At 32.5% G+C, this 26,084-nt stretch carries 24 protein-coding genes; 9 read left to right on the plus strand and 15 right to left on the minus strand.

Annotation, left to right across the window (positions count from 1 at the left end):
• Positions 1–2: 2 nt before the first annotated feature.
• The 4 genes from H526_RS0113425 to H526_RS0113440 form a co-directional block, all read right to left on the minus strand.
• Positions 3–740, minus strand: coding sequence for an undecaprenyl pyrophosphate synthase (locus H526_RS0113425; RefSeq protein WP_027393481.1), 738 nt, complete (start codon positions 738–740; stop codon positions 3–5).
• A gap of 4 nt (positions 741–744) precedes the next feature.
• On the minus strand, positions 745–1,428 hold the full coding sequence (gene porG, locus H526_RS0113430; protein WP_027393482.1) for a type IX secretion system protein PorG: 684 nt from the start codon (positions 1,426–1,428) through the stop codon (positions 745–747).
• A 100-nt stretch (positions 1,429–1,528) separates the two neighbouring features.
• Positions 1,529–2,413 carry an NAD kinase gene (locus H526_RS0113435; protein WP_027393483.1) on the minus strand — a complete coding sequence of 295 codons (885 nt, stop codon included), beginning with the start codon at positions 2,411–2,413 and terminating at the stop codon, positions 1,529–1,531.
• Positions 2,414–2,453: 40 nt separating this feature from the next.
• A complete protein-coding gene (locus H526_RS0113440) occupies positions 2,454–3,110 on the minus strand; it encodes a CBS domain-containing protein (protein ID WP_027393484.1) in 657 nt (218 codons plus the stop codon).
• Between the two features lie 96 nt (positions 3,111–3,206).
• Between H526_RS0113440 and H526_RS0113445 the strand changes: the two genes are divergently transcribed.
• The 8 genes from H526_RS0113445 to clpX all read left to right on the plus strand — a co-directional run bounded on the left by H526_RS0113445 (position 3,207) and on the right by clpX (position 11,576).
• Positions 3,207–3,920, plus strand: coding sequence for a pyridoxine 5'-phosphate synthase (locus H526_RS0113445; RefSeq protein ID WP_027393485.1), 714 nt, complete (start codon positions 3,207–3,209; stop codon positions 3,918–3,920).
• 3 nt (positions 3,921–3,923) lie between these two features.
• On the plus strand, positions 3,924–4,691 hold the full coding sequence (locus tag H526_RS0113450; RefSeq protein ID WP_027393486.1) for an alpha/beta fold hydrolase: 768 nt from the start codon (positions 3,924–3,926) through the stop codon (positions 4,689–4,691).
• A gap of 111 nt (positions 4,692–4,802) precedes the next feature.
• Positions 4,803–6,056 carry an OmpP1/FadL family transporter gene (locus H526_RS0113455; RefSeq protein WP_027393487.1) on the plus strand — a complete coding sequence of 418 codons (1,254 nt, stop codon included), beginning with the start codon at positions 4,803–4,805 and terminating at the stop codon, positions 6,054–6,056.
• Between the two features lie 7 nt (positions 6,057–6,063).
• On the plus strand, positions 6,064–7,605 hold the full coding sequence (locus H526_RS0113460) for an SGNH/GDSL hydrolase family protein (protein ID WP_027393488.1): 1,542 nt from the start codon (positions 6,064–6,066) through the stop codon (positions 7,603–7,605).
• Positions 7,606–7,715: 110 nt separating this feature from the next.
• Positions 7,716–8,063: a phage holin family protein gene (locus tag H526_RS0113465; RefSeq protein WP_027393489.1), complete on the plus strand. Its 348-nt coding sequence runs from the start codon at positions 7,716–7,718 to the stop codon at positions 8,061–8,063.
• Between the two features lie 86 nt (positions 8,064–8,149).
• Positions 8,150–9,472 (plus strand): trigger factor, encoded by a 1,323-nt coding sequence (gene tig, locus H526_RS0113470; protein ID WP_027393490.1) that lies wholly within the window; start codon positions 8,150–8,152, stop codon positions 9,470–9,472.
• Positions 9,473–9,573: 101 nt separating this feature from the next.
• The gene (gene clpP, locus H526_RS0113475) at positions 9,574–10,248 is read left to right on the plus strand and encodes an ATP-dependent Clp endopeptidase proteolytic subunit ClpP (protein WP_027393491.1); all 675 of its coding nucleotides are present in this window, start codon (positions 9,574–9,576) and stop codon (positions 10,246–10,248) included.
• Between the two features lie 95 nt (positions 10,249–10,343).
• Positions 10,344–11,576 carry an ATP-dependent Clp protease ATP-binding subunit ClpX gene (clpX, locus tag H526_RS0113480; RefSeq protein ID WP_027393492.1) on the plus strand — a complete coding sequence of 411 codons (1,233 nt, stop codon included), beginning with the start codon at positions 10,344–10,346 and terminating at the stop codon, positions 11,574–11,576.
• Positions 11,577–11,666: 90 nt separating this feature from the next.
• On the opposite strand, the gene H526_RS0113485 is transcribed toward clpX, so the two are convergent.
• Positions 11,667–12,011, minus strand: coding sequence for a hypothetical protein (locus H526_RS0113485; RefSeq protein WP_027393493.1), 345 nt, complete (start codon positions 12,009–12,011; stop codon positions 11,667–11,669).
• Positions 12,012–12,236: 225 nt separating this feature from the next.
• Entirely contained in the window at positions 12,237–13,769 is a 1,533-nt protein-coding gene (locus tag H526_RS0113490) for a GH3 auxin-responsive promoter family protein (protein WP_035085559.1), read from the minus strand.
• Positions 13,770–13,894: 125 nt separating this feature from the next.
• Between H526_RS0113490 and H526_RS0113495 the strand changes: the two genes are divergently transcribed.
• Positions 13,895–14,689 carry a DUF2797 domain-containing protein gene (locus tag H526_RS0113495; RefSeq protein WP_027393495.1) on the plus strand — a complete coding sequence of 265 codons (795 nt, stop codon included), beginning with the start codon at positions 13,895–13,897 and terminating at the stop codon, positions 14,687–14,689.
• Here H526_RS0113495 and H526_RS0113500 read toward each other — a convergent pair.
• The 9 genes from H526_RS0113500 to H526_RS0113540 all read right to left on the minus strand — a co-directional run bounded on the left by H526_RS0113500 (position 14,686) and on the right by H526_RS0113540 (position 26,046).
• Positions 14,686–16,140, minus strand: coding sequence for a pyridoxal phosphate-dependent decarboxylase family protein (locus tag H526_RS0113500; RefSeq protein ID WP_027393496.1), 1,455 nt, complete (start codon positions 16,138–16,140; stop codon positions 14,686–14,688). The genes H526_RS0113495 and H526_RS0113500 overlap by 4 nt on opposite strands.
• A 97-nt stretch (positions 16,141–16,237) precedes the next feature.
• Complete coding sequence (locus tag H526_RS0113505; RefSeq protein ID WP_027393497.1) at positions 16,238–16,870, minus strand: LysE family transporter; 633 nt, start codon at positions 16,868–16,870, stop codon at positions 16,238–16,240.
• A 119-nt stretch (positions 16,871–16,989) separates the two neighbouring features.
• Positions 16,990–17,436, minus strand: a complete 447-nt coding sequence (locus H526_RS0113510) for a hypothetical protein (RefSeq protein ID WP_027393498.1) — start codon at positions 17,434–17,436, stop codon at positions 16,990–16,992.
• Positions 17,437–17,522: 86 nt separating this feature from the next.
• On the minus strand, positions 17,523–18,797 hold the full coding sequence (locus H526_RS29145) for a hypothetical protein (RefSeq protein ID WP_051336151.1): 1,275 nt from the start codon (positions 18,795–18,797) through the stop codon (positions 17,523–17,525).
• Between the two features lie 469 nt (positions 18,798–19,266).
• Positions 19,267–19,707, minus strand: a complete 441-nt coding sequence (locus H526_RS0113520; protein ID WP_027393499.1) for a hypothetical protein — start codon at positions 19,705–19,707, stop codon at positions 19,267–19,269.
• Positions 19,708–19,737: 30 nt separating this feature from the next.
• Positions 19,738–20,994 carry a hypothetical protein gene (locus tag H526_RS0113525; protein WP_027393500.1) on the minus strand — a complete coding sequence of 419 codons (1,257 nt, stop codon included), beginning with the start codon at positions 20,992–20,994 and terminating at the stop codon, positions 19,738–19,740.
• Between the two features lie 283 nt (positions 20,995–21,277).
• Entirely contained in the window at positions 21,278–21,622 is a 345-nt protein-coding gene (locus H526_RS29150) for a hypothetical protein (protein WP_155839693.1), read from the minus strand.
• A 130-nt stretch (positions 21,623–21,752) separates the two neighbouring features.
• Positions 21,753–23,021, minus strand: a complete 1,269-nt coding sequence (locus tag H526_RS29155) for a hypothetical protein (RefSeq protein WP_051336153.1) — start codon at positions 23,019–23,021, stop codon at positions 21,753–21,755.
• A gap of 394 nt (positions 23,022–23,415) precedes the next feature.
• On the minus strand, positions 23,416–26,046 hold the full coding sequence (locus H526_RS0113540) for an AsmA family protein (RefSeq protein WP_035085561.1): 2,631 nt from the start codon (positions 26,044–26,046) through the stop codon (positions 23,416–23,418).
• Between the last annotated feature and the right edge of the window lie 38 nt (positions 26,047–26,084).

Here is a 26,084-nt window from a genome sequence, read left to right on the forward strand (position 1 = left end):
TTTTAACTAAGCTGCTCACTAGTTTTTCCAAATCTTCTCTCTCTTTGTTGATAATTTAAAATGGCCTCAAACAAATCTGTTCTTTTAAAATCAGGCCATAATATTTCAGTAAAATATAATTCTGCATACGCAATTTGCCATAATAAGAAATTACTAATACGTTGTTCTCCACTGGTACGTATTAATAAATCTACATCTGGTAGTGTTTTGGTATACAAATGCTCATTAATGACTGCTTCATTTATAAGATGTGGCGAAAGTACATTATTTTTAACTTTAATACTTATATCTTGAATAGTTTTTATTAGCTCTTCTCTGCTACCATAACTAAGTGCTAATGAAAGTGTCATATGCTTGTTATCCTTAGTCTTTTCAATGACTTCCAGTAATTCTTTTCTTGCTTTTTGAGGTAAAGATTGGAGATTTCCAATTGCATTTAAGCGGATGTTGTTTTTTTGTAGCGTTTTAATTTCTTTTTTTAAAGAACTTACTAAAAGCTTCATTAAAGTCTCTACTTCTAACTTTGGTCTGTTCCAATTTTCAGTAGAAAACGCATATAGTGTAAGATATTTAATACCTATTTCGGCAGCCCCTTCTACTGCTTCTCTAACCGCTTTTGTTCCATTTTCGTGACCTACTGCTCTAAAAAGCCCTTTCTTTTTAGCCCATCTTCCGTTACCATCCATAATGATGGCTACGTGTTCTGGAATGTTAGAGTTAAGTTGTTCTTTATTAATCATTATTTTAAAATGCACAATAACATGGTATTCTTCCCCATGTGTAGGATAATGTTATTCCAGTAAATACATACCAATCATTATTATCCAAATTACCAAATCCTGTCCCAAATGCACTGTCTGGATCACTACCATCCAAATTATCAGTGAATGTATATCTTGCTCCAATTTCTGCACCAAGTACCCAGTGCCTTCCAATTGTTTTCTTAATTCCAACTACCATAGGAATTGATGCGCTCCATCTTTCGCTGTAGGAGCTAATCTGATTTCCATTGATAGGATCAACTGCTTTTGCACTATAATTGAAACCGGTTAAACCTGTATATAGATATGGAGTAAATTGTGGTTGAGAATCATATAGATACCAATCCCAGAAATTAAACTCCAATCCTAAAGAAAATTCTTTTACAGAATTGTTAAAACTGAAACCTCTTTGGACTCTTCTATCATCACCGTTAGCGTCATTTGATTTTAGATTAGCGTATAAAAAGGATGCTCTAAAAGCATGTCTTTTACTTCTATTCCATTTTCCAATTGCTCCAATAGCAAGCGCATTTGGTGCTATATAATAGGAAGATCCTACATCACCAATATAGTTAGAACCACCAAGCATTAGCCCAACCTCATAGGTTTGGCAGTTGATAGTTTGTCCAAAAAACAAAATTAATACAAAGGATGCTAAGTATCTCATAGATTTTCAAAAGTTTGCAAATATAACAATTAACTTTACTACACAAGAATTTGAGTAAAATAGTATGAATTAAAAAACACTTTTTAGTAGATTTTATTGTTTAATTACGTTTATCTTCACCCCAAAGCATTTTTTTTCTCAATGTTTTTAGGAAACTATCACCTTCTAAAACTACCATATTAATCTTAAAAGGAGCTTTTTTGATAACAACAGTGGTTTCATTTGGTAAGGTATGTATTCTTGAATCTAACGATACGAGATAAGTGTCTTCTCTTCCAGAAACCTGTAGTTTGACTTCTTTGTCATCAGGAATAACTAACGGCCGAGCATTAAGATTATGAGGAGCTATAGGTGTAAGTACCATACTTTCTGCATCTGGCATCATGACTGGACCGCCGCAGCTAAGCGAATATCCTGTGGAGCCTGTAGGCGATGATACAATTAAGCCGTCAGCCCAATATGAATTTAAAAATTCATCATTAAGACTTGTGTGTACAGTAATCATAGAAGTTGTATTTCTTCTACTGACTGCAATTTCGTTCATAGCAAAATTTAACACTCCGAATTTATTAGAAGGAGGAACGGTATCTATAGTTACAATTGTTCTTGGTGATATATAATATTTTTTATCTAGAATTAAATCAATAGTATCTTTTATCTCTTCTTTTTGGATAGTTGCTAAAAATCCTAATCTTCCCGTATTAATACCGGCAATTGGAATTCCTAAATCCCTTACATAAGTAATGGTCCTTAATATTGTTCCGTCTCCACCGATACTAAAGAAAAGATCATAAGAATGGTCTAATTCCTCGAACGTGCTAAAATGGGAGTAACTTTTGTCAATATCATCATGAAGATCAATTAACTCAAGAAAGTTCTTTTCAATTACTACTTCGATATTATTTTTGTCCAGAGCTTCGAGTAATTGTTGGATGTATATCCCAGATTTTTCATGATAGAACTGGCCGTAAATACCTATCTTCATTATAATTTAGTTTGTTTAAGTTATTACTCGATGTCTTAATTTATATATTAAGGTATTTTTCTAAATATTGAGATCTTTCTTTAAGGTTGTTTAGGAAAGAATCTTCGTGGTGTTTAGAAACAATATTGTAGCTATATCTTCTAAAGGTTTGTACAATATTATTGATGTCACTGTCATTTATTTTTAACGTAATCTGAATTACATCATTTTCCATATTAGAAATGAAAAGTCCAAGTAATTTAGCGTTGTTAGATTCTACAATTTGAGAAACCTCACTAAAAGAATAATCTAAAACACCTTTTTCTACAATCAAAATATTGCCTGGTTCACTAAGAAATGGAGTTTCGTTAAAGAGATTCATGATGTCTCTTAATTCAAAATACCCTTGATAATTGTTTGCATCATCAAGAACAGGCATAATATTAGAGTGGTTTTGAGCGAATGATTCTAATATATCAAGCCAATTAGCATCAGTTCTAACAAAAAAACCTTCCAAAGCGTATACATAGGATTCTAATTTTTTTTCAGTTTCGAAACACCTAACGTCTGCTTCAGAAATACAACCTACATACGTTTTGTCATTCAAAACAGGGAAATGAGTATACGTAAGCTCATTAAATAATAATTGTGCATCCACAACTTTAGCAGAAGTGGCAAGTGGCGCTATTTCATTTACTATGTATAAACTTGTCTTCATATTCCCGGGGCTTTTTGTGCAAATTAATCAAAAATATGTAACCGAGGCACTCTCAAGTTCGTATTTTTGTTATTTATTAAAGTTATATCAAAAACTATGACAAAGTTAAGTGTTAATATCAATAAAATTGCAACATTACGTAATTCTAGAGGAGGTAATACTCCAGATTTACTCAAAGTTGCTGCTGATGTTCAGAATTTTGGGGCAGAAGGTATTACTATACATCCTAGGCCTGATGAAAGACATATAAGATATCAGGATGCTTATGATTTAAAACCAATTGTACATACAGAATATAATATTGAAGGGAATCCAATTCCAAAATTCATAGAATTGGTTACTGATATTGTACCTACGCAAGTAACATTAGTTCCAGATTCAATAGATGCTATAACTAGTAATGCAGGCTGGGATACTATAAAAAACAAGAGTTTTTTGTCTGAAGTTATATCAGAATTTAAAAGAAATGGTATTCGAACTTCGATTTTTGTGGATCCAATAAAGAATATGGTAGAAGGTGCAAAAGAAACGGGAGCTGATAGAATAGAATTATATACTGAAGATTTTGCATCAGCGTATACAAAGGGAGATGAAAGTGTTATTAGTTCATATGCGGAGTGTGCTAAGATTGCTATGGATCTTGATATAGGTGTGAATGCAGGTCATGATCTTTCGCTGGATAATATCAAGTTTTTTAAAGGAAATGTTCCTGGTTTGCTTGAGGTTTCTATTGGACATGCTCTGATAAGTGAATCACTATATCTTGGATTAGAAAATGTGGTAAATATGTATCTACATAAACTCAAATAAATAATGAAGTTACATGCAAATGTTTTTGGAGAAGGTACTCCATTTGTAATATTACATGGATTTCTTGGTATGGGAGATAATTGGAAGACCCTAGCTAAGAAAATATCTGAACAAGGCTATCAAATACATTTGATCGATCAGAGAAATCATGGGCGGAGTCCACATAGTGATGAGTTTAATTATGAAATTCTTGCTTTAGATCTGTTGGAGTATTGTAGAGATCATGGGCTTGAGGATATAGTGTTGCTTGGTCATTCTATGGGTGGTAAAACGGCAATGCTTTTTGCTGCGAAGTATCCTGACATTGTTGATAAATTGGTGGTAGCGGATATAGGTCCGAAATATTATCCGTTACATCATCAGGATATCCTAGATGGATTGGATTCTTTAGATTTTGAAGTTTTAAAAAGTAGAGGAGATGTTGACAAAGCATTAGAGCTTTATGTCAGAGATGCTGGTGTCCGTATGTTTTTAATGAAAAATCTGTTTTGGAAAGAAAAAGGTCGACTAGGTTTGCGCATGAATTTAAATAGTTTGATTCGTAATTCTTCTGAAATAGGGGTTGCGTTATCGGAAGAATACTTGTACGCTGGCGATACTCTTTTCCTGAGAGGACAAAAATCTAATTACATAATAGACGAAGATATAGATCTTATAAAGAAACAGTTTCCTAAGTCAAAAATAGGGGAGATTTCTAACGCTGGACATTGGTTGCATGCCGAGAACCCTTCAGAATTTTTATTGACTTTGTTGGAATTTCTCAAAAATTGAACAAAAAATGTTATGTATGCATAATATTTTAATGATTTAGTTGGATAATTGGTATTTTCTACTAAATTTGGTGCTTTATTCTTATAAAAACAAAAACAATTTTAATTTATTATGAAAAAACTACTATTATTAGTTCTATTCGCCTTAGTGACATTGGTCACATATGCCGGTGGATATAGAGTTAGTGTGCAAGGACAGAGAGCTATGGCTATGGGGCACACAGGTGTTGCCGTGGTAAATAGTGCGGAGTTAGTATTCTTTAATCCAGCTGGTCTTGTATATTTAGAAAATAAGCTGAATATAAGTGCTGGTGCGAGCGGTATTTTTACTGACGTTATTTATCAAAATTCAGATCTTGGGATTTCTTCAGAAACTGATAGTTCTGTCGGTACGCCACTTAACTTATATGGATCTTATAAGGTAAATGATTGGTTGGCACTAGGACTTGGGGTGTACACTCCTTATGGTAGTGAGGTAACTTGGCCTACAGATTGGGCTGGTTCTCATTTAGTAAATAATATTGAATTAGCTGCAATTTATATTCAGCCTGTAGTTTCTATTAAATTATCTGACCAGTTTAGTATTGGGGGAGGACCTATTTTTGTTACAGGTTCTGTGAATTTTAATAGAAATGCTAATAGAACGACTACGGATATTGATGGAAATCGTGCTAATATTACTATAGATGATTCTGGAGTTAATAATTGGGGTTGGAGCGTAAGTGCTATGTTTAACCCAACAGAAAATTTTAGATTAGGATTTAGTTACCGTAGTGAAATTATTCTTGAAGCAGAAGGTGGAGAGGCGACTTTTTCTAATTTCCCTGTTACTACTGCTCCCGGTGTTCCTGCAAATGGAACTACTACTTTTAACGCAGAATTGCCATTGCCTGCGGAATTGACAGTAGGACTTTCTTATCAGTTCCATGATAAGTGGTTGTTTGCTTTTGATTATAACAGACAGTTCTGGGATGTGTACGAATCTTTAGATTTACAGTTTGGTAATGGAGCAACTTCTATTAATCCACGTAATTATAAGAACTCCTCGGTTTATCGTTTTGGATTGCAATATGACGCAACTTCTAAGATTTCACTTCGTGCAGGATACTATATTGATGAATCTCCTGTTCAATCTGGATTTTTTGCACCAGAAACACCTCGTAACGATTCTCAAGGTTTTTCAGGAGGTGTAAGTTTTGCAATTACTCCTAAGTTAGCAATTGACGCTTCTTTCTTTTATCTAAGGTTTGAAGAGGTTGATGCATCCTACGATTTTTATGAAGAAAATGGGCAGAATGTTCCATTTGGAGGAACATATAAATCAAGCGCATTTGCGCCAGGACTTGGTTTAACTTATAAATTATAAAATGAAGATGAAAAACAATATAAAATATTTAGCAATTCTGGCATTAGGTTTAGTAGCTTGTGAGCCAGAGTTTGACAATCCAATTGATGATGCTGGTGTTTATACTAGTGGAGAAGCTGATTTTTCTAATTATGTAGCTTTAGGAAATTCGCTAACTGCTGGTTTTGCAGATAATGCTTTGTATATAACGGGGCAAGAGAATTCATACCCAAACATATTATCTCAACAATTTGCTTTAGCAGGTGGAGGAGACTTTACCCAGCCTTTAATGGCGGATAATGCTGGTGGAGCCTTATTGGGAGGGACTCAGATTTTAGGAAATAGATTGGTATTAGCTTTTGATGCAGATGGTAATCCAGGCCCAACACCTTATACAGGCGCGATGCCGACAACTGAAATATCAAATAACCTAGGTGCTTCTTTTAATAACATGGGTGTTCCAGGAGCTAAAAGTTTTCATTTAGCTGCTTCTGGATATGGAAATGTTGCAGGTGTTGCTGCAGGTTTAGCAAACCCTTATTTTGCTAGATTTGCTTCTTCTGCTGATGCTACAGTTATTGCAGATGCAGTTGCCCAAAGTCCAACATTCTTTAGTTTATGGATAGGTAATAATGACATCTTAAGTTATGCTACTTCCGGAGGTGTGGGAGAAGATCACAATGTTACTGGAAATATAGATCCTACTACTTATGGAGGAAGTGATATTACTAATAGTAATGTTTTTGCTTCTGTTTATAGTAATTTGTTAGATGCTCTTACTGCAAATGGAGCAAAAGGTGTAGTTCTTAATTTGCCAAGTGTAACATCACTTCCATTTTTTACAACTGTACCAACTAATGCAGTACCTTTGGATGCGCAGACTGCTGCGTTTTTAAATTCGCAATTTGCTGCTTATAATACTCAAATACTTCCTGGATTGGCGGGACTTGGTGTAATAACTGCTGAAGAAGCTGGAAGCAGACAAATTAATTTTGTAGCTGGTCAGAACTTTGTAACTATAGTAGATGAATCATTAACTGATATCTCAACAATTATACAAGGAGCTCCTTTTAACTTAGATGCTCAAACAGCTGGGCTTTTAGGTCAATTAAGACAGGCTACTTCTTCAGATTTAATTCCATTAACATCAGCAGGTAATATAGGTGTTGATCTTACAGGAGACGGTAGTTTGATTACTGGGGTTTCTGTTCCTTTAGGAGATGCTGATGTATTGACAGAAGCAGAACAAGCTGCTGTAACTAGTGCTCAGGATTCTTTTAATACTACTATAAGAGCATTAGCGGCTGCTAATGGTCTAGCTTTTGTAGATGTAAAGTCAATCTTAAGTCAGGCTGCGGGTAGCGGTATTCCTTTTGATTCTGGAGTTGTAACTTCAACTTTTGTAACTGGTGGTGGATTCTCTTTAGATGGAGTACATCCTACACCAAGAGCACATGCGATTTTAACGAATGCAGTGTTAGAAGAAATCGAAGAAACTTATGGAGCTACTTTGCCTTCTGTTAATCCTGGAGATTACGGAACTGTTACACTTAGTAATGAGGTGAATTAATTTGCTTTAAGTTATTATATAAAATATATAAGCCTGCTATTATTTTAATAGCAGGTTTTTTTATTGTATTGTTTTTTGGTAATTTGAGAATCAATCTAAACCTATATATAATGAAATTCTTATTAAAAATGATTCTCAGTGCAATTGCTGTATTGGTGTTGGCAGAGATTTTACCGGGAGTTAATGTGGATAGTTATGTTAGCGCTCTTATTGTGGCGGTACTTTTGGCAGTTCTAAATGCTGTCGTAAAACCTTTGTTGGTTATTTTAACGCTTCCAGTTACTATTGTTACTTTGGGATTGTTTTTATTGGTAATTAACGCGGCGATAATATTAATAGCAGATCATTTTGTTTCAGGTTTTGGAGTTAACGGTTGGTTATGGGCATTAATATTTAGTGTTTTGTTATCCGTGTTTCAATCTATATTGTACTCTATTTTAAAGAAAGATAAAAGCTAACTGTTTTTCAGGAAGTTAAAACTTTGTTGAGTTGTAAAAAAGTATTACTTTTGCAACCCGATTTTTAGTACAAAAAAGTAGAGATAATGAATATTTCAAAAGAGCAATTAGACGATTTAAATGCTGTAGTGACAGTAGATATTGCAAAAGCAGATTATAGCGATAAGGTAGATAACATTCTTAAAGATTATCGCAAAAATGCCAATATTCCTGGTTTTAGAAAAGGCCATGTTCCTATGGGATTGGTAAAAAAGCAATATGGGAGAGCAGTTTTAGTAGATGAGGTAAATAAATTGTTGCAAGATGCTCTAAATAAGTATCTAACAGAGGAGAAATTAGATGTTTTAGGAAATCCATTACCGAAAGAGCAAGAAAACTTTGACTGGGATTCTGATGATTATTCTTTTGAATTTGAATTAGGTTTGGCGCCAAAATTTGAGGTAAAACTTAATGGTAAGAAAGCTATAACACATTACAAGATTGTAGCTAGTGACGAAATGATCGATAATCAAATCAAAACAATCCAAAAGCAATATGGTAAATTAGTGCCAAAGGATGCTGCAGAGAAGGATGATTTAATTGCTGGTGCTTTTGTTAACGAAGAAAAAGAAATTAACAATCAAACTACTATTTCTTTAGATAAGATCAAAGGAAAAAGAAACTTAGATAAGTTTATTGGTTCTAAAGTTGGTGATGTACTTACTTTGAAAACAAAAGGTCTGTTTTCTGATGATCAAGATTTGGCAAATGCGTTAAAATTGAGTCAAGAGGATGCTAATGGGTTAGAAGTTGAAGTAACTTTTACTATTTCTGAAATTAATAATCAAGAGTTAGCTGAATTAGATCAAGATTTATTTGATAAAATTTACGGTAAGGATACAGTAAAAACTGTTACTGAACTTAAGGAAAAGATCAAAGAAGATGCAGATCGCCAGTTTGTTCAGCAGTCGGATCAGCAGTTACTAAATGATGTGACAGAAAGTGTACTTGAAAACACTAAATTTGATTTACCTGCTGAGTTCTTACAAAAGTGGATTCAAGCTACTGGAGAGCAACCTTTGACAGAGGATGAGGCGAAAGATGAGTATGAGAAAAGCGAGAAAGGATTACGTTTTCAGTTAATCGAAGGAAAACTAATCAATGATAATAACCTTCAGGTTACTTTTGAAGAGTTAAAAGAATTCGCTAAAAACCTGATAAAAGGACAAATGGCTCAGTTTGGTCAAATGTCTCCAGAAGATAAAGAGTTAGAAGATATAGCAGCAAGAATTTTATCTAATCAGGATGAGGTAAAAAGGATTTCTGAGCAACTTATGAGCCAGAAATTACTTGGATACTATAAAGAGAATGTTAAATTGAAAGAAAAAGAAGTAAGTTTTGATGATTTTGTAAAAGAAGTTTACAAATAATCAACACATACTAATAAGGAATTTATACTTATATTTAGGGCGTTAAACCAAGTTTTGGTTAACGCCTTTTTTATAAAAACAAAATTTCAGAAAAAGAACATATGAATTACGGAAAAGAATTCGAAAAATACGCTACGAAACATCACGGTATCAATAGTAATTACTATGATCAAATTATAAGTAGTATGTATCCAGTAGGTATGACTCCTAATATTATAGAAGAACGTCAAATGAATGTGGCCATTTTTGATGTATTCTCTCGATTAATGATGGATCGTATTATCTTTTTGGGTACTGGTATTAACGATCAGGTAGCGAATATTATACAAGCGCAGCTTTTGTTTTTAGAAAGTGTTGATTCTTCTAAAGATATACAGATATATATAAATTCTCCTGGTGGAAGTGTCTATGCAGGTTTAGGGATTTACGATACAATGCAGTTTATTAAACCAGATGTGGCTACTATTTGTACAGGAATGGCAGCATCTATGGGGGCTGTATTATTATGTGCTGGAGAAAAAGGAAAGCGTTCTGGATTACCTCATAGTAGAGTAATGATTCATCAGCCTCTTGGAGGAGCCCAAGGTCAGGCAAGTGATATCGAAATAACTGCTAGAGAGATATTGACATTAAAAGAAGAACTATATCAAATTATAGCAAAACATTCAGGTCAGACATATGATAAAGTTTATGAAGATAGTGATAGAGACTATTGGATGAAAGCTGATAAAGCTCTTGAGTATGGTATGATTGATGAAATACTTACAAGAGAATAATATATAATTAAAATAAAAGCAAAGTTTATATTTTGCGCCCCTAGTAATGTTTGTTATAATTTTGAATAGCAAACAAGTTTTTGAAATAGATAATTATGCCGAAAGAAGATTTAGAATGCTCGTTTTGTGGAAGAAAAAAGCCAGAGACCAATTTATTGATTGCAGGTTTGGACGCTCACATATGTGATCGTTGTATTGTTCAAGCTCACGGAATTGTTGTTGAAGAGGCTAGAGATGAAGAGACAGGAGAACTGAGCTCTGAATTAATGCTTCGTAAGCCTATGGCTATTAAAAAGTTTTTGGATGAATATGTAATTGGTCAAGAATTCACTAAGAAAGTGATGTCTGTTGCCGTATATAATCATTATAAACGTTTATTACAGCCAAGTACTGATGATGATATTGAAATACAGAAAAGTAATATCATTATGGTAGGGCAAACAGGTACTGGTAAAACTTTGATAGCTAAAACTATCGCTAAAATGCTAAACGTACCATTAGCAATAGTTGACGCTACTGTTCTTACTGAGGCAGGATATGTTGGTGAAGATGTAGAAAGTATTCTTACGCGTTTATTGCAGGCTGCCGATTATAATTTAGAAAAAGCACAGCGTGGTATAGTTTTTATTGACGAGATTGATAAAATTGCACGGAAGAGTGATAATCCTAGTATAACAAGAGATGTTTCTGGAGAAGGAGTGCAGCAGGCTTTATTGAAGCTGTTAGAAGGAACTGTAGTTAATGTTCCGCCAAAAGGAGGACGAAAGCATCCAGATCAAAAGTTTATTGAGGTAAATACAGAGAATATCCTTTTTATTGCAGGAGGGGCTTTTGATGGTATCGAAAATGCTATACAGAAGCGATTGAATATGCAGGCCATGGGCTTTAGCGCATCTAAGTCAGAGGATACTATAGAGAAGGATAATCTATTACAATATATAATCCCTAAGGATTTAAAAGATTTTGGGTTGATTCCCGAGATTATAGGGCGTCTTCCAGTATTATCTCATATGAATCCATTGGATAATCATACATTAAGAGCAATTTTAACAGAGCCTAAGAATGCTATCATAAAGCAGTATAAAAAGCTGTTCGAAATGGATAATATCGAATTTACGATTACACCTGGAGCTTTAGATTATATTGTAGAAAGAGCTGTAGAGTATAAGTTAGGAGCTAGAGGATTACGTTCATTGTGCGAAGCGATTCTTACAGATGCAATGTATGAGTTACCAGAAAGTGAAGAAACTGAATTAAGGGTAACTAAAGATTATGCAGAGAAAAAACTAAATAAATCTACTATCAATAAACTTAAAGCAGTTTCATAGAGTAAGTTCTTTACCTAATAGAAATAAAAAACTCCTTAGATTTAACATCTAAGGAGTTTTTTATTGTGCTTTACAATATATGGTTGGTTACTATTCTTCTTCTTCAGAATATAAAGTCTCTTCTATTTTTTTTGAAATAATTTCCTCAGTGTTTTTTATAACAAGATCAGTGCTATCTTTAAGGTTTATATCAAAACCATTTTTAGATATTAAAACTTCATAAAATGCAACTTTAGAAGTCTCTCCGTAACATACATTATCTAGTTTTGTAGTTTTTGCTGTAGTATTGATTGTCGATAAAGATATATGATTACTTATCAAAGGTAACTCTTTAGAAGTGGTATTCTCTTCAATGTTTTTTTCTGTGTTGATTTCCTGTGCACTTGCAGCGATAGAGAACGAAATAAAAACAATACTGAGTAAAAACTTTTTCATATTTGGGACGTTTGTTTTGTAACTAACTGAAAACAAATTTAATATGAAAATAAAGGGTACGAAAGATATTTTTTATTTTTTAGACAAATCGTTTTTTTTTGCCGATGAAATACTTGTTTTTTAACAAAAAACAGAATTTATTACGTATTGTTTTTGTGGTAAAACCGTATTTTAAAAAATAGGTTCTGGGAAATTTACTTCGCTAAATTACAATTTATAACATCCTTAAATCGAATAAGAATTTACCTTGTTTAATTGTAATAACTCATCAAGATATTTTCTAGAATTAGAAAGCCTTGGGATTTTATGCTGACCTCCTAATTTGTTATTTTTCTTAAGCCAATCATAAAATAATTGAGGTCTTGCTTTGTTAACCTTTAATATATTTAAAGTAGTGTTGTTATATCTTTTAGCTTCATAATCACTATTGATATTCTGAAGGTTTTGATCTAAGATTTTGGTAAACAGCGTAAGATCTTTAGGCTGTTTTTTAAATTCAATCATCCATTCATGAGCTCCTTTTTCTTTACCTTCCATAAAAATAGGAGCTACTGTATAATCCACAATTTCACAATCAGTATCTTTTGTAGTCTTTCTTAAAGCTTCTTCTGCGTTTTCTATAATCAATTCTTCTCCAAACACATTAATATGGTGTTTAGTTCTTCCGGAGACCTTAATTCTATAAGGATTTATAGAAGTAAAACGTACGGTATCTCCAATTTTGTATCTCCATAGACCTGCATTAGTGGTAATTATAACGGCATAATTGATGCCAATTTCTACGTCACTTAAAGAAATTACTTTTTCATTATTTGTGCCATAGGTATTCATAGGTATAAATTCATAAAAGATTCCATAATCGAGCATTAATAAAAGCTCGGAAGATTCGTTTTGATCTTGAATTGCAAAAAAACCTTCTGATGCGTTGTAGATTTCATAATACTTAAAGGAATCTCCTGGCAATATTTTTTTGTATTGATCAATATATGGTTCAAAACTAACTCCTCCATGGAAGTATACTTCTATGTTATTCCATATTTCGAATAAATGCTCTTGTCCGGTGGTCTCTAGTGCTTGATTTAATAAAACTAGCATCCAAGATGGAACTCCAGCTAGACTTGTAACATTTTCTTGAATAGTCTCATTAACGATCGCCGTCATCTTCGTTTCCCAATCACTCATTAAAGAAACTTCATTGCTTGGAGTTGAGCTATATTCTGCCCAAAAGGGCATATTATCAATGATTATAGCTGACAGATCACCAAAAGAGGTGCCGTTTTCTTTATATAATTCTTTGCTTCCGCCTAACCGAAGACTTTTTCCTGTAAATAGCTTAGAATTTTCGTTGTTATTAAGATACATGCATAATAGATCTTTCCCTGCGGCATAATGACAATCTTCTAGAGATTCTTGGCTAACAGGAATAAATTTGCTTTTTGCATTTGTAGTTCCACTAGATTTGGCAAACCATTTAATTGGGGTAGGCCAATATATATTGTGTTCTCCCAATCTACTCCGTTCGATCATTTCTTCATAATCTTCATAAGATCTAATAGGAACTCGTTCTTTAAAGGTTTCGTAATTATGGATAGAAGAAAAGTCATAGGTTTTGCCAAACTCAGTATTTCTGGCTGTTTCCAGTAGAACATGTAATAATTCTAGCTGTACTTCATTGGGGTACTTAAGGAAGAGCTCCATCTGGTGAAAACGCTTTTTTAAGAACCAGCTAGCTATAGAATTGACTAAAGGGATTGGCATTTTTTGATGTATCTTTGAGCTGAAATTAGCATTAATATGATTGTGTGATTGACTTTCATCGGAAACTAAAATAATAAAAATAATAACATTCTTTTTATAAGATTTAACTTATAACTAAACTTTTTATGCAATATCAGGGAGTACTTACTAAAATGCAGACAGAGATAGGGAGTCCAATTCAGTATTATTTAGTGTTTGATTCGGACTTTATCCATGTAAATCAGTTATTGAATAAATCCTTAAGCATAAAATTTATTGGGTATAAATGTTTGGCTTGCGGCAAAAACAAAAAAATTTATCGACAAGGATATTGTTATGATGATTTTTATAATCAACCTCAGGTTGGAGATTGGGTGATGCGTCCAGAATTAAGTAAGGCACATTTAGGGATAGAAGATAGAGATTTGGATTTTGAGAAAAAAGCTCAACTTCAACCTCATATTGTGTATTTAGCTAATTCGAGTAATATAAAAGTGGGAGTTACAAGAAAATCTCAAGTGCCAACGAGATGGATTGATCAAGGAGCGCACGAGGCAATAGAGATTGTTGAGGTTCCCAATAGATATTTAGCCGGAATTACCGAAGTTGCTCTTAAGGATCATGTAGCTGATAAAACGAATTGGCGTAAAATGCTTAAGAATGAGATTGAAGATAAGGATTTAAAAGAATACCGTGATAAGCTAAAAGAATTCATACCCGAAGAGGCTAAGGAATATTTTATAGATAATAATAAAGAAACAGAACTTGATTTTCCTGTATTGGACTACCCTAATAAATTAAAAAGTTTAAATTTAGAGAAAACACCCGAATACTCAGGAATTCTGAAAGGTGTCAAAGGTCAATATCTAATTTTTGAAGATGATACCGTTTTTAATGTTAGAAATAATGAAGGGTATGTGGTACAGTTAACCATGCTTTAATTGACTTCCTCTAAGGAAAGTAAAGCATCTCCATATAATTCGCATTGTTCAATGGTTTCAGTTATGTGAGTAATTGTAGTTCTAGGATTTATTAAACACATTCTTAATACTACTTGCCCTAAAAGCACTGTTGTAACTAATAATGCTTCTCTGGAGTTCATTATTTTTTCAGAGATTTTCTGATTGATAATATCAATTTCTTTTTCAGATAAATTTTTGTCAATTGGATGATACCTGAAATTAATAACGGCTAACGTAGCTGGAGAAATTACTTCCCATTTAGAGCTTTTTCTGAGAATATTTTCAGTTTGTTCTGCTAATTCTATATTGTATTGTATCGCTTTTTTGAAAGAATTTAAACCAAAAGTTTTTAATGACATGTAGAATTTTAGAGCACGAAAACGGCGAGTTAATTGAATCCCGTGATCATAAAAATTGATTTCTGATTCATTTCCCTCGACATCTCGCAAGTATTCAGGTTTTTCGCTAAATGTTCCACTTAGCCAATTGTGGTCTTTTACAAGTAAGCATCCCATTTCATATGGTTGAAAAAACCATTTATGAGGATCTACTGTTAACGAATCTGCTTTTTCAATACCTTTTAGTAATTCTTTCCCATTATCAGCTAATATTGCAGCTCCTCCGTAGGCTCCATCTATATGAAACCATAGCTTTTCATTGGTACAGATTTTTGCAATTTCGTCTAATGGGTCTACGGTTCCTGTATTAGTGGTTCCTGCAGAAGCTATCATACAAAAAGGTTCTAACCCTTGTAGACGATCTTTGGCAATCGCATTTTTTAATTTGTTTAAAGACATTTTAAACTCGAGATCTGTCGGTATAATCCTTATTTGACTTTTTTTGAAGCCAATTACTTTGATCGCTTTAATATTCGAAGAGTGTGCCTGATCCGATAAATAGATTACTGATTTAGAAAAGTCATCTCCGCATTTAATTCTTCTTGCGGTTACTAGAGCAGTTAGATTAGCCATAGATCCACCACTAGTAAAAATACCACCTCCTTGTTTAGTACCAAACCCAAAAATTTCTAATAACCAATTCATGGTAAGAATTTCTAATTCTGCTGCTGCCGGAGAAGCCGCCCAACCACCTGAAAAGATATTGAAACCCGTGGCTATCGTGTCTGCCATTGCGCTTATGTAATTGCTTGGTCCCGGAACGAAAGAAAATGATTTTGGATGGGATACAATCGTACTTTGTGGTATAATCTCCTTCATGACAAAATCAAGAACTTTATTGGCATCGGTAGGATTGGTTGGAATATCTTCAGTTAGTAGATTATCCATTTCTTCGCGAGTTGCTATTGCTACTGGTTTTTTAGAGTCTTGATTGTCAAAATGTTCTACTATATGATCTATTATTGTATATCCATATTGTGTCATATCATCCTTGGACAATATTAATTCTGGATTTAGGTGGTTTTCCTTCATTGCATCTTTTTATCAAAATCGTATGCAAATGTAGACTGTTTTTGAATATTAAAATAGGTATAAAACAGTTTTAAAAAAGTATATGTTAATTGTGCCTTTAGACTATGAAGAATTTTAATCCCTGAACAACTGAAATTACTATTAAAGCAATTCCAATAATTTTAAATAATTTAGTCTTAGAGTTGTTAGATTTACTTGCCATTTTATTACCCCATTTACTGTATAAATAAAGCGTTCCAATTTTACCTAAGTATATACCAGAAAAGAAAAGAAATAAGGCAATTAGTGGTGTGTATAGCGTAAGCTCAAATAGATGTTTATTGGTTAATGATATTGCTACTATCCAATATATGATAACAGGTGGGTTTAGAAAGGCAAGGGAAAAACCGGTTAAGAATTTAGACTTTCCAAACTTATTTTTTTTAATTTCTTTGACAGTTTCTGTTTTGTTAGTTCTTGCTAAAAAATAAACTCCGATAATTAAGAATATAGAAATAATTACTATCTGAATCCATCGATTGTTTTCAAAAAAATCTGTCAATTCCATACTACAATGTAATGCGAAAAGAGCTAATAGTACTTCGCCAACACCAGCAGCTAAAGCTATTCGGAAAGCTTTTTTTGTGTCTTCTTTAATAGTAGTATTGATTACAGCAATATTTACAGCTCCAAGTGGAAGCGCGCCAGCGATCGAAGTTAATATTCCCAAAAACAGATAAAATGTAATCATGTTTTCTTAGTAGTGAATTCTAAAATACCCTTACAATAATATACGATATTTTATCTATTGCAAAAGAAAAAGACAGTATAAATACTGTCTTTTTCTTAATTTTTTATTTAAACCTCAAGTTAAAAGTTTTTAGTAACTCCGATTCTCATTTTCTTTATGATTTCTTCGAAATATAAAATTGTTAGTATGATTTTTTCTGTATCCGCGTAGGGGACCAGTTCTTCTATAGAATTCTGAGTTACGTTGATTGCTTCTTTGTTAGTTTCTACACTTTTTTTAAGAGATTTTATGTGTCCCGAATCTTCTTTAATTCCTAGGTCGCTTAATCTAACTCCAGGCTCATTAGTAAGAGATAGAAACGGAAGAACAGTAATGATTTCCTTTATACGATCTTGATAAAGTTGAATGAGTTGTCCTTTTTTTAGATCTTCTAAATCACGTATAGTATGAAATTTAGTTATTTGGTCTCTTTGATTGAAAAAAACGGCTTCATCTTTTTGCTGGCCATTGATATAATGGATGGACAAGAAAAAGATGAAACCTACTAATAGTTTTGATTTAAGCATAATTTGTATTGCCGGATTAAATTCGTTTACAGGATTTGGGGAACCTGGGACAAAAAAATGTTATTTTTAATAGGTATGGTCAGCATCTATTGCATTACCATATAATTATTCATTGCCTTTTTAAGATGAAACTTTGGTGCTGATTTACTTGTAGGGTCTTCAAACAATTTATCAACACTAACAAAGTCTTTAGTAAATCGATTGTATTTCAAAATATTTAAAACTCCAGCATTTGGTTTGTAGCTTACTTCTACACCTTCTCCATGAATATTGAAAAAGCTGTTGTCCATTTTGAAAGCTCTTTCTAGTACAGCTAGAGAAGTATATGATTCATCGAATTTTACAACATTAGAAAATCCTGAAATTTTAGAATTGTGTAAATACACCAAAGCAGAATTTGTTGCAGAAATGGCAGACGCCGTATGCATATAATTCGAGTTATCAGATAAATTAACAAAAGTCGAATTAGTAATAGTTACATCAGTAATTGCATTTGGCTTTAAGAATCCTTGATTTTTATCATATCCGTCAATCTCTATAGCAAAAGATCCCTTTGGGCTGTTGATGTATGGATGACGAACTGCCATAAGTTGATCAAGATCTCCTTTAAAACCTTCAGAAATCTGATAATCATCGTCTTCTGCTTTATAAGAAATCATGTTTCTTATGTTGTTATTACCTCCAGTCCAATTAAATGAATCTTGACCTGAATAGCTAACCATTATATGATCTACAATAGAAGCGGCACCAATTCCGAATAACGATAAACCGTTTAATTGATCAGTTCCCTTTGATTTGCTACCTGGGAATTCTATTCTAACATATCTTAGTACTGTAGTTTGTTCATCTGGATTATTTCCTCCATATACGGCATATTGAGGGTTAAAGTCTCCTTTTATAATACCATTTCCAGAAACTGAATTTACGTTTCCAGAGCCAGCTATTATGATACCACCCCAATCTCCACTCGCTCTTGATTTAGGAGCTTTGTTAGAGGTAAAAACAATTGGGTAGGCTTCTGTACCAACCGCAATAAGTTTAGAACCTTTACTAATAATTAGATTCGCAGGATTTTCATGATCTCCTCTTATTACGGTTCCTTCTTGTATGGTTAATATTGCATTTCCTATTACATATACATTACCAGATAATAGATACACTGTATCATTACTTAGATAAGTGTCTTCTGCTATAATGTTTGGAAGTTTTTCTTCTGCTTCAGGATAGTTTGTGCTGTTTGGAGTGAAATTGGTCCAACCTTTAGTCCATTTGCTGTCATTAGTATTGAAATCTTGTGCGTTAGAGTTTAAAATAGTAATGCATAAAAGAATAGACGTAATTAAGGCGCATCTTAGTTTCATAAAAGTTTAATTTTGGGGTTAAAATTTAGAAGAAAATTCTCTCTTCTACTTTAGGGTCACTAAGTTAATATACTTTTCTGATAGTTGGTTACGTTTTTACCGTAAAATATGTACGTTCGTCGTCATTTTACATGTAATTATGAAAATTTTAAGAGTATTATTCCTACTTAATAAGATTTTACGATGTTGATTTTCAGTATTTTATGTATTGTTTAAGTATTTAATGAAAAAGATAAACAATAATGATCTTAAAGAGTTTTTTAGTTTATTTTCAAAATCTTTTTTTATTTAAAATATTGATTTTTAGGTATTTATGTTTTTTACGTTTTTTTGAAATTTGATTAATTTTTCTCTTTTATGTAAATGTTTCATTATTAAAAAAGTAAAATCACGTTTAATTCAGTGAATTATAAACGTGATTTTTGCACCTTTTGTCGATGATTAATTCCCTTTTTGGCTGAGCAATAATTTATATATTTCCATCCTTGCCTAATCTCATCTTTTTAATCATTTCTTCAAAATATAAGATTGCCCATATAATGTTATCCGTATCTGAGTAGGGGACTAATTCTTTTACAGTGTTTGTAGTATAAACGAAAGCTCTATCCGCTATTTCATTATTTTTTTCTACAACTTTAATATTATCAGAGTCTTCTTTAATACCAATATCACTTAGACTAGTTCCCGGTTGATTCGATAACGATAAGTATGGTAGTACTATAAAAATCTCTCTTGTTCGTTCCAAGTATAATTCAATTAAGGCTCCTTTATTAAGATCTTGTAGTTCATCTATAGTATGAAATCTATTAATTAGTTTATCATCATTATAGAGGACTCCCTTCTTTTTAGTTTGTGCACTTAAAGTACCTATTGTAAGCACTAATAGTAATAGTATAGATGTTTTTTTCATGGTTCTTTTTTTTGTTTGTGGTTGGATTACTTACTGGATTACCATGTAATTATTTAGTGAGTTTTTTAATGAAAAATCTGGGTTTGATTTATCTAATGGATCACTAAATATTTCTTCTGGTTGCTGAAATGTTTTAGTAAATCGATTGTATTTCAAAAGGTTAAATGTGTCATCTTTGATATTGTTATGGGTAACTACACCTTCCTTGTGTACATTAAAAAAGCTATTGTCTAGTTTAAAAGCCGTTTCTATCATTCTAAGGGTAGAAAATGTTTTATCTAGTTTTACTACATCAGAAAATCCAGATATATTGGAGTTATTAAGATAAAGCTCACCTAAGTTGTTTATTGAAATTGCAGCTCTAGTGTGGTTGTAATTGCTTTCATCTGCTAAACTAATTAATGTGGCTCCGGTGATATCAATACTGGATAATATTTTGGAATTGTCAAAACCTAGGTTTTTATTATAACCATCTACTTCAATTGCATATGATCCATTATTACTTGTGATATATGGGTGTTTAACTGCTAAAATATTGATAAGCTCTCCTCGGTATCCTTGCGTAAAATCAAAATCATCATCATTTGATTTATATGAGATTAGATTTCTAGAGGTAGAGGCTCCTCCGTGCCATTCGAAAGAATCATCTGCAGAATAACTTATCATTACATTTTCTACCACAGACTTGCTTCCCAGTGCATATAAGGATAATCCATTTGTAGATTTACCTGCATATTCGATTCTTACAAACTTTAATATTGTAGTTTCTTCTTCCATTTTGTTTCCTCCAAATATGGTGTATAGAGGATTAAATTTACCCTTGATACTTCCTTCTCCTTCTACAGTATTGGCTTTACCGGATCCAATAATAGTTATTCCACCCCAATCTCCACTTTTTCTTGAGTTTCTGGATTTGTTAGAGGTAAATACGATGGGTGATGCCTTAGTTCCATTGGCGATAAGTTTAGCTCCTCTAGATACGATGAGGTTTGTTGGTTTTTCAGTGTCTGCTTTTATTAGTGTTCCTTCTTCTATAGTTAAAGTGGCATTGTTTACAACATATACATCACCAGAAATAAAGTAGACAATATCACTACTCAAAAAGGTGTCTTCGTTGATAATGTTTGGTAATTGCTCTTCGTAATCTGGGTAATTGGTGTTATTTGGTGAAAAATTGGTCCAATCTTTCATCCATTTCATGGTATTTGGGTTGAAATCATTTTGAGATAAGCTCGAAACTGATATTGTAATAATTAAAAATAAACTTAATATTGCTCTTGTCTTCATAACTTCTTTTTTTAAGTTATACCTTCACTAGATCTTTTGTAGTTGATCAGTTTTTCTATCAAGGTTTGTTAACTAGTAACACCATTTAGTTCGATAAGACGTAATAAAGATTACAGAAAAAATGATTTATTAACATTTTTTTGTAAGAATTAGCAAGTAGAAAGGATTCTTGACTACACTGTTTCTAAGTTATAGTACAAGATTTTTTAATTGAGATTAGTTGAGATAGGATAGGGGGTTTTGGGATAAAAAAAACAGCCATCAGGCTGTTTTTAATATTGTTCTAAAAATTTCCGTTGACTCCGATCCGAATTTTTTTGATCATTTCTTCATAATATAAAATGGACCATATTATTTTTTCAGTATCAGCATAAGGCACGAACTCTGTTATTAAATTACTAGTTCTTCCAAAGGCATCCGTAGTTGTCTCGTGATGTTTTTTTAGAAGTTTTTGATTGTCCGAGTTTTCTTTTATTCCAATATCTGAAAGACTAACATTAGCTTCATTAGTTAATGCTATATATGGAAGTACGGTAATGATTTCATTTGCTCTCTCTATATATAATTTAACAAGTTGTCCCTTTTTTAGATTTTCTAATTCATCAATAGTGTGAAACTTGTTAATCATTGTGCTCTGGTCAAAAAGAATATTGTTTTTAGTTTGAGCAAAACTGGTAGTAACTATAAAAAGGAAAAAAAATATTTTAGTAATCGATTTCATCATTAGGTTGTTAAATAATTATAGCGTAAATTTTATTTTACTGCATTACTGTGTAACTATCACGTGCTTGTTTTAATGTAAATTCTGGGTTTTTATTGTCTAGAGGTTTCTCAAATAGATCAGAAACATTTCTAAACTGTGTTGTAAACATATTATATTTTAATAATTTCTGCGCTTCTGATTTTGGTTCTAAATTGGTTAAAACATTTGCATCGTGTACGTTAAAGATACTATTTTCTAAAGAAAATGAATTAGCTAACTCAGTAAAAGATCTATAAGAATTGTCAAATTTTACCACATTAGCAAATCCCGATATTTTTGAATCTAGAAAATTTAGTTTTGCTAAATTTTTTGAAGAAATCGCAGCAGTAGTATGTTGGTAATTGCTGTTGTCAGAGAGATTAATTAAAGTAGCCTGCGAAATTTTTACATAAGAGAGTTTTTTAGAGGTCAACCCTAATTTTTTATCATATCCATCTATCTCAATTGCATAAGATCCACTAACATCTGATATATAAGGGTGTCTAACGGCTACAATATTATATAATTCTCCTCTATATCCTAAGGTAAAATCATAATCGTCATCCTTGGCTTTATAAGAAATTAGATTATTTATATTAAATGTACCTCCGAAAAATTCAAAAGAATCATCGGCAGAATGGCTAATCATAATGTTGTTTAGAATAGATTTCTTTCCTAAAGCATACAGAGATAATCCATTTAACTCTTTTGATTGATTGATTTTTTTTCCTGCATACTCAATTCTCACATAAGTCATAATTGCAGTCATTTCTTGATCATCGTTTCCTCCATATAATGAATAATGAGGAAGAAAATCTCCTTCAATAATTCCTGCTTCTGATGGAGAGTTTATAATCCCAGATCCCGCAATTACTATTCCTCCCCAATCTCCGCTTTTTCTCGCTTTAGGAGATTTGCTAGATGTAAAAACTATAGGTTGCCCCTTAAGTCCGCTTGCTATTAGTTGCGATCCTTTAGTAATTACTAAGCTTGTAGAGGTTTCATTATCACATCTAATAATTGTGCCTTCTTGAATAGTTAGCGTAGCTCCGTTGGTTACATAAGTATTACCAGACAATAGGTATACTGAATCATTTGATAAATAAGTGTCTCTGTCAATGATATTGGGAATGTCGCTATCAGGTTCTGGATATGCTTCGTGATTAGGGTCAAAGTTGGTCCATCCTTTTGTCCATTTCATAGGATTATCATTCATTGCGTTTTGAGATGATAAAAACAAAGGGAAAAATATAAGAAATGCAAGGGGGAAAATAGCTGGTTTCATAACTTTTTGCGGGGTTTATTTTTCGGGTAAAATTATAATTATAAGAATTAGAGGTATTGGATCTAACTTTACTAAATAGTTAATCCAATTTTAACAAATTTATTGTGCGACAACCATTATTTCTTTAATGAAATAACTTTTTAATATACGAGATATCGTTTGCGAAGTTTTAATATTTTGATTTTAAAAGGTTTATAAATATTGCTATATCCAATTAAAATCCCATGCTTTTTTGTAGTTTTCCCAGTACTAATGTACTAAGAAATAAACATAAAAAAAATTTATTACTAATGATGGTTAATTCCAATAGTAATTTTTATGCAAAATGGAGTATTAGCACATTATAATTAAAAAAATGATAAGAATCTTCTATATAGGATAGATAAAAACAAGTTTAATTCTTAGTTCCTGTTGTGTCTTTTTTCTTTTTCTTGCCCAGAAAACCTCCTAAAATATCTTTGGCTGCATCTTTTAATTTATCTTCTGGTTTGTCCGTAGTCGTTTTTGTTGAGTCTTTATCTTTTTTAGAACCACCTAATAAATCTGTAAGTACCTTAGTTCCTTCGTTAACGATTTTGCCGGTTGCTTTTTCCTTCTGTTTGTCTATAATTTGTTGTGTAAGTTGCTTAACTGCTGTACCAGTATTAAGATTGATTTTCGGGTTCGAAAAATTTCCTGATATTCCAATCGGAAGTGCTACTGTCATGTCTTTAGATTCTTGATCGCTAAGTTTAGAGAGTAATCCACCAACTTGGTTACCTAAATATTTTGCAGGGACATCCAATGATACGTTATAATCCATGTTCATATCAAAACTGTGACTTCCTCCTGCAGTTATTTTAATACCTTCTATATCAAAATCGAATGGCTTTACATTGATGTTTCCATCATCGAAACTAAGAGATGTCTTAATGTCTTTTAAGTCTAGCTTGTCCAGGTCTAAAAAATTTAACTGACTATCTAAGTTAGATAGTAGTGGTGTTTGCGCAGTGTTTACTTTAGCATTTAATATTTCTGCTAGTGCATTTCCTTTTACAGAATTAAGAACTGGAGTAAGATCATTGTTTAGGTTACCATTTATATTGATTTGTGTTGTTAATGCTCCTGTTAGTGCTTTTGCGATCGGTGCTAGACCTTGCAATAGCTCTAGGCTTGAAAATGATTTGGCAATATTTATTTTACTTAGATCTAGATTCATCCCAAAATTTGGAGTTTCGGATTTAGTAGATACTTTCCCATTAAACGCTAATCCACCATCAAAAAGGTTAGATGTTACGTTCTGTAAATATGCTGTTTCGTCATTTATTTTTACACTCCCTTTGGTATTTCGTAATTCTAGATTATCGTAAATTACTTTTTTTGCATCAAAATTCAACGTAGCATCAATAAAAGATGGGATTTTAAGAGGGTCACTTGATGTTTCTTCTTCAGTCTGTTCTTCAGCTGTTTCATTTCCAGCGACCATAAAATCATTTACCGCAAAAACTTCGGAAGTAACATCAAAGGTTCCTTTAAGATCTTGTTTTGAAAATAGAAACCCCATTAAGTTGTTTATAGTTCCCTGAGCAGCAAGATCCGATTTTCCTGTAGTCACTTGCATTTTATCCAGTGTAATGGTCTCTGGTTTAAAATTTACATTTGCTTTTTCTATGTTTATCTCACTCGGTAATTCTGGTGATGCATACGTGAACTTATCCAAACTAATGGTTCCAGCGCTTTTTACGTTTTGATATTGTTCTTTTTCTAAAGATAGCATATCAAATTTCGTATTTACATTTGCCTTAAGTATTCCATTAAGTTGTTGTTCTAGTTCTAAAGGGTATGCTTTATCCAAATTAGCAAGATTTAAAGTCCCGTTTACTGCCATATCCACAATCATATTTGTAGTAACATTTCTTAGGCTTCCTTTGGCAGCAAAAGTATCTTGGTCAATTTTAAAAGTAAGATTTCCGATGTTAACATAGATGTCATCTGCTAAACCAGTATCATTTTTTATTTGAGTATCGATATTAATGTTTTGAACACTCTTTGGAAGATCTGGATACTTAAAAGAAGCATTGTGAGAGGCAATTTGGATATCCATTTTTGGGATATATACATCATCAGCTTTTCCTTTAATAACACCATTAACCGAAAAATCTCCTGTGGTTTGTACGCCATCTAGGTTTTTAGCATAGACTTCTGGTATAACCGCTAGAAAGTTTTTAAAATCTGAAGTTGGTGTTTTAAAACTAAGATCAACATCGGTATACTTCTCAAATAATTGCACGAATCCTTCGAATTCTAATGGCAATTGATTTACCAGTGCTTTATTTTCTTTAAAAGCGTATCGTTGATTTTCTAGATCTAGTTCTAATTCTGCATCAAGTTTTAGTGCATTTTTATTCAGGTATTGGGTGTCATCTAAGCTAAAAGAGACTTCAGAACTAGATTCAGTGTCTAATATAATATTTTCTCCAGATAGAGATCCGTCACCACTGTGATTTACATTAGTCATAAGTAAAGCAATCTTTCCTACATCATCTTTGTACAATAGCTTACTGTTATTTATTTCGTAATGATCTAATTCGAAAGTAAAAGAACCTCCTTGTTCGTTATCGGTAGTTTTTGTTTCTCCTGATTCTTTTGCTATATCAAAATTGGAATTTCCTAAAGAGTCTGTTTTTATAGCAATATTGGCTTCGTCGATTATGAATTTTTGAACACTAATAGCTTCTTCTGCGCCTTTAAAAAGTTCATTTATGGACATGTCCAGAGATATCTTTTTAGCATACGCTAGCGTATCTCCTTCAAAAGGGGCAAAATTAATAATAGAAAGCTCATCAATGATTACAGATGCTTTCGGAAAACTTCTGAGTAAACTAATGTCTACATCTGCAAAATCGACTTTTGCATTTACGTGTTCGTTTGCTAAGTATCGTATTTTATCTTTAATGGTTCCTCCAAAAAGTAAAGGAATAGAAATAACTGCTATTACAAGAATAACTATAAGAATACCGAAGATTTTGAGGACTTTTTTAACCATTATGATTGCTTTTTGTGTAAAGTAACGATTTACAAAGG

Origin of the sequence: Aquimarina latercula DSM 2041 (assembly GCF_000430645.1) — a bacterium.
Classification (GTDB): domain Bacteria; phylum Bacteroidota; class Bacteroidia; order Flavobacteriales; family Flavobacteriaceae; genus Aquimarina; species Aquimarina latercula.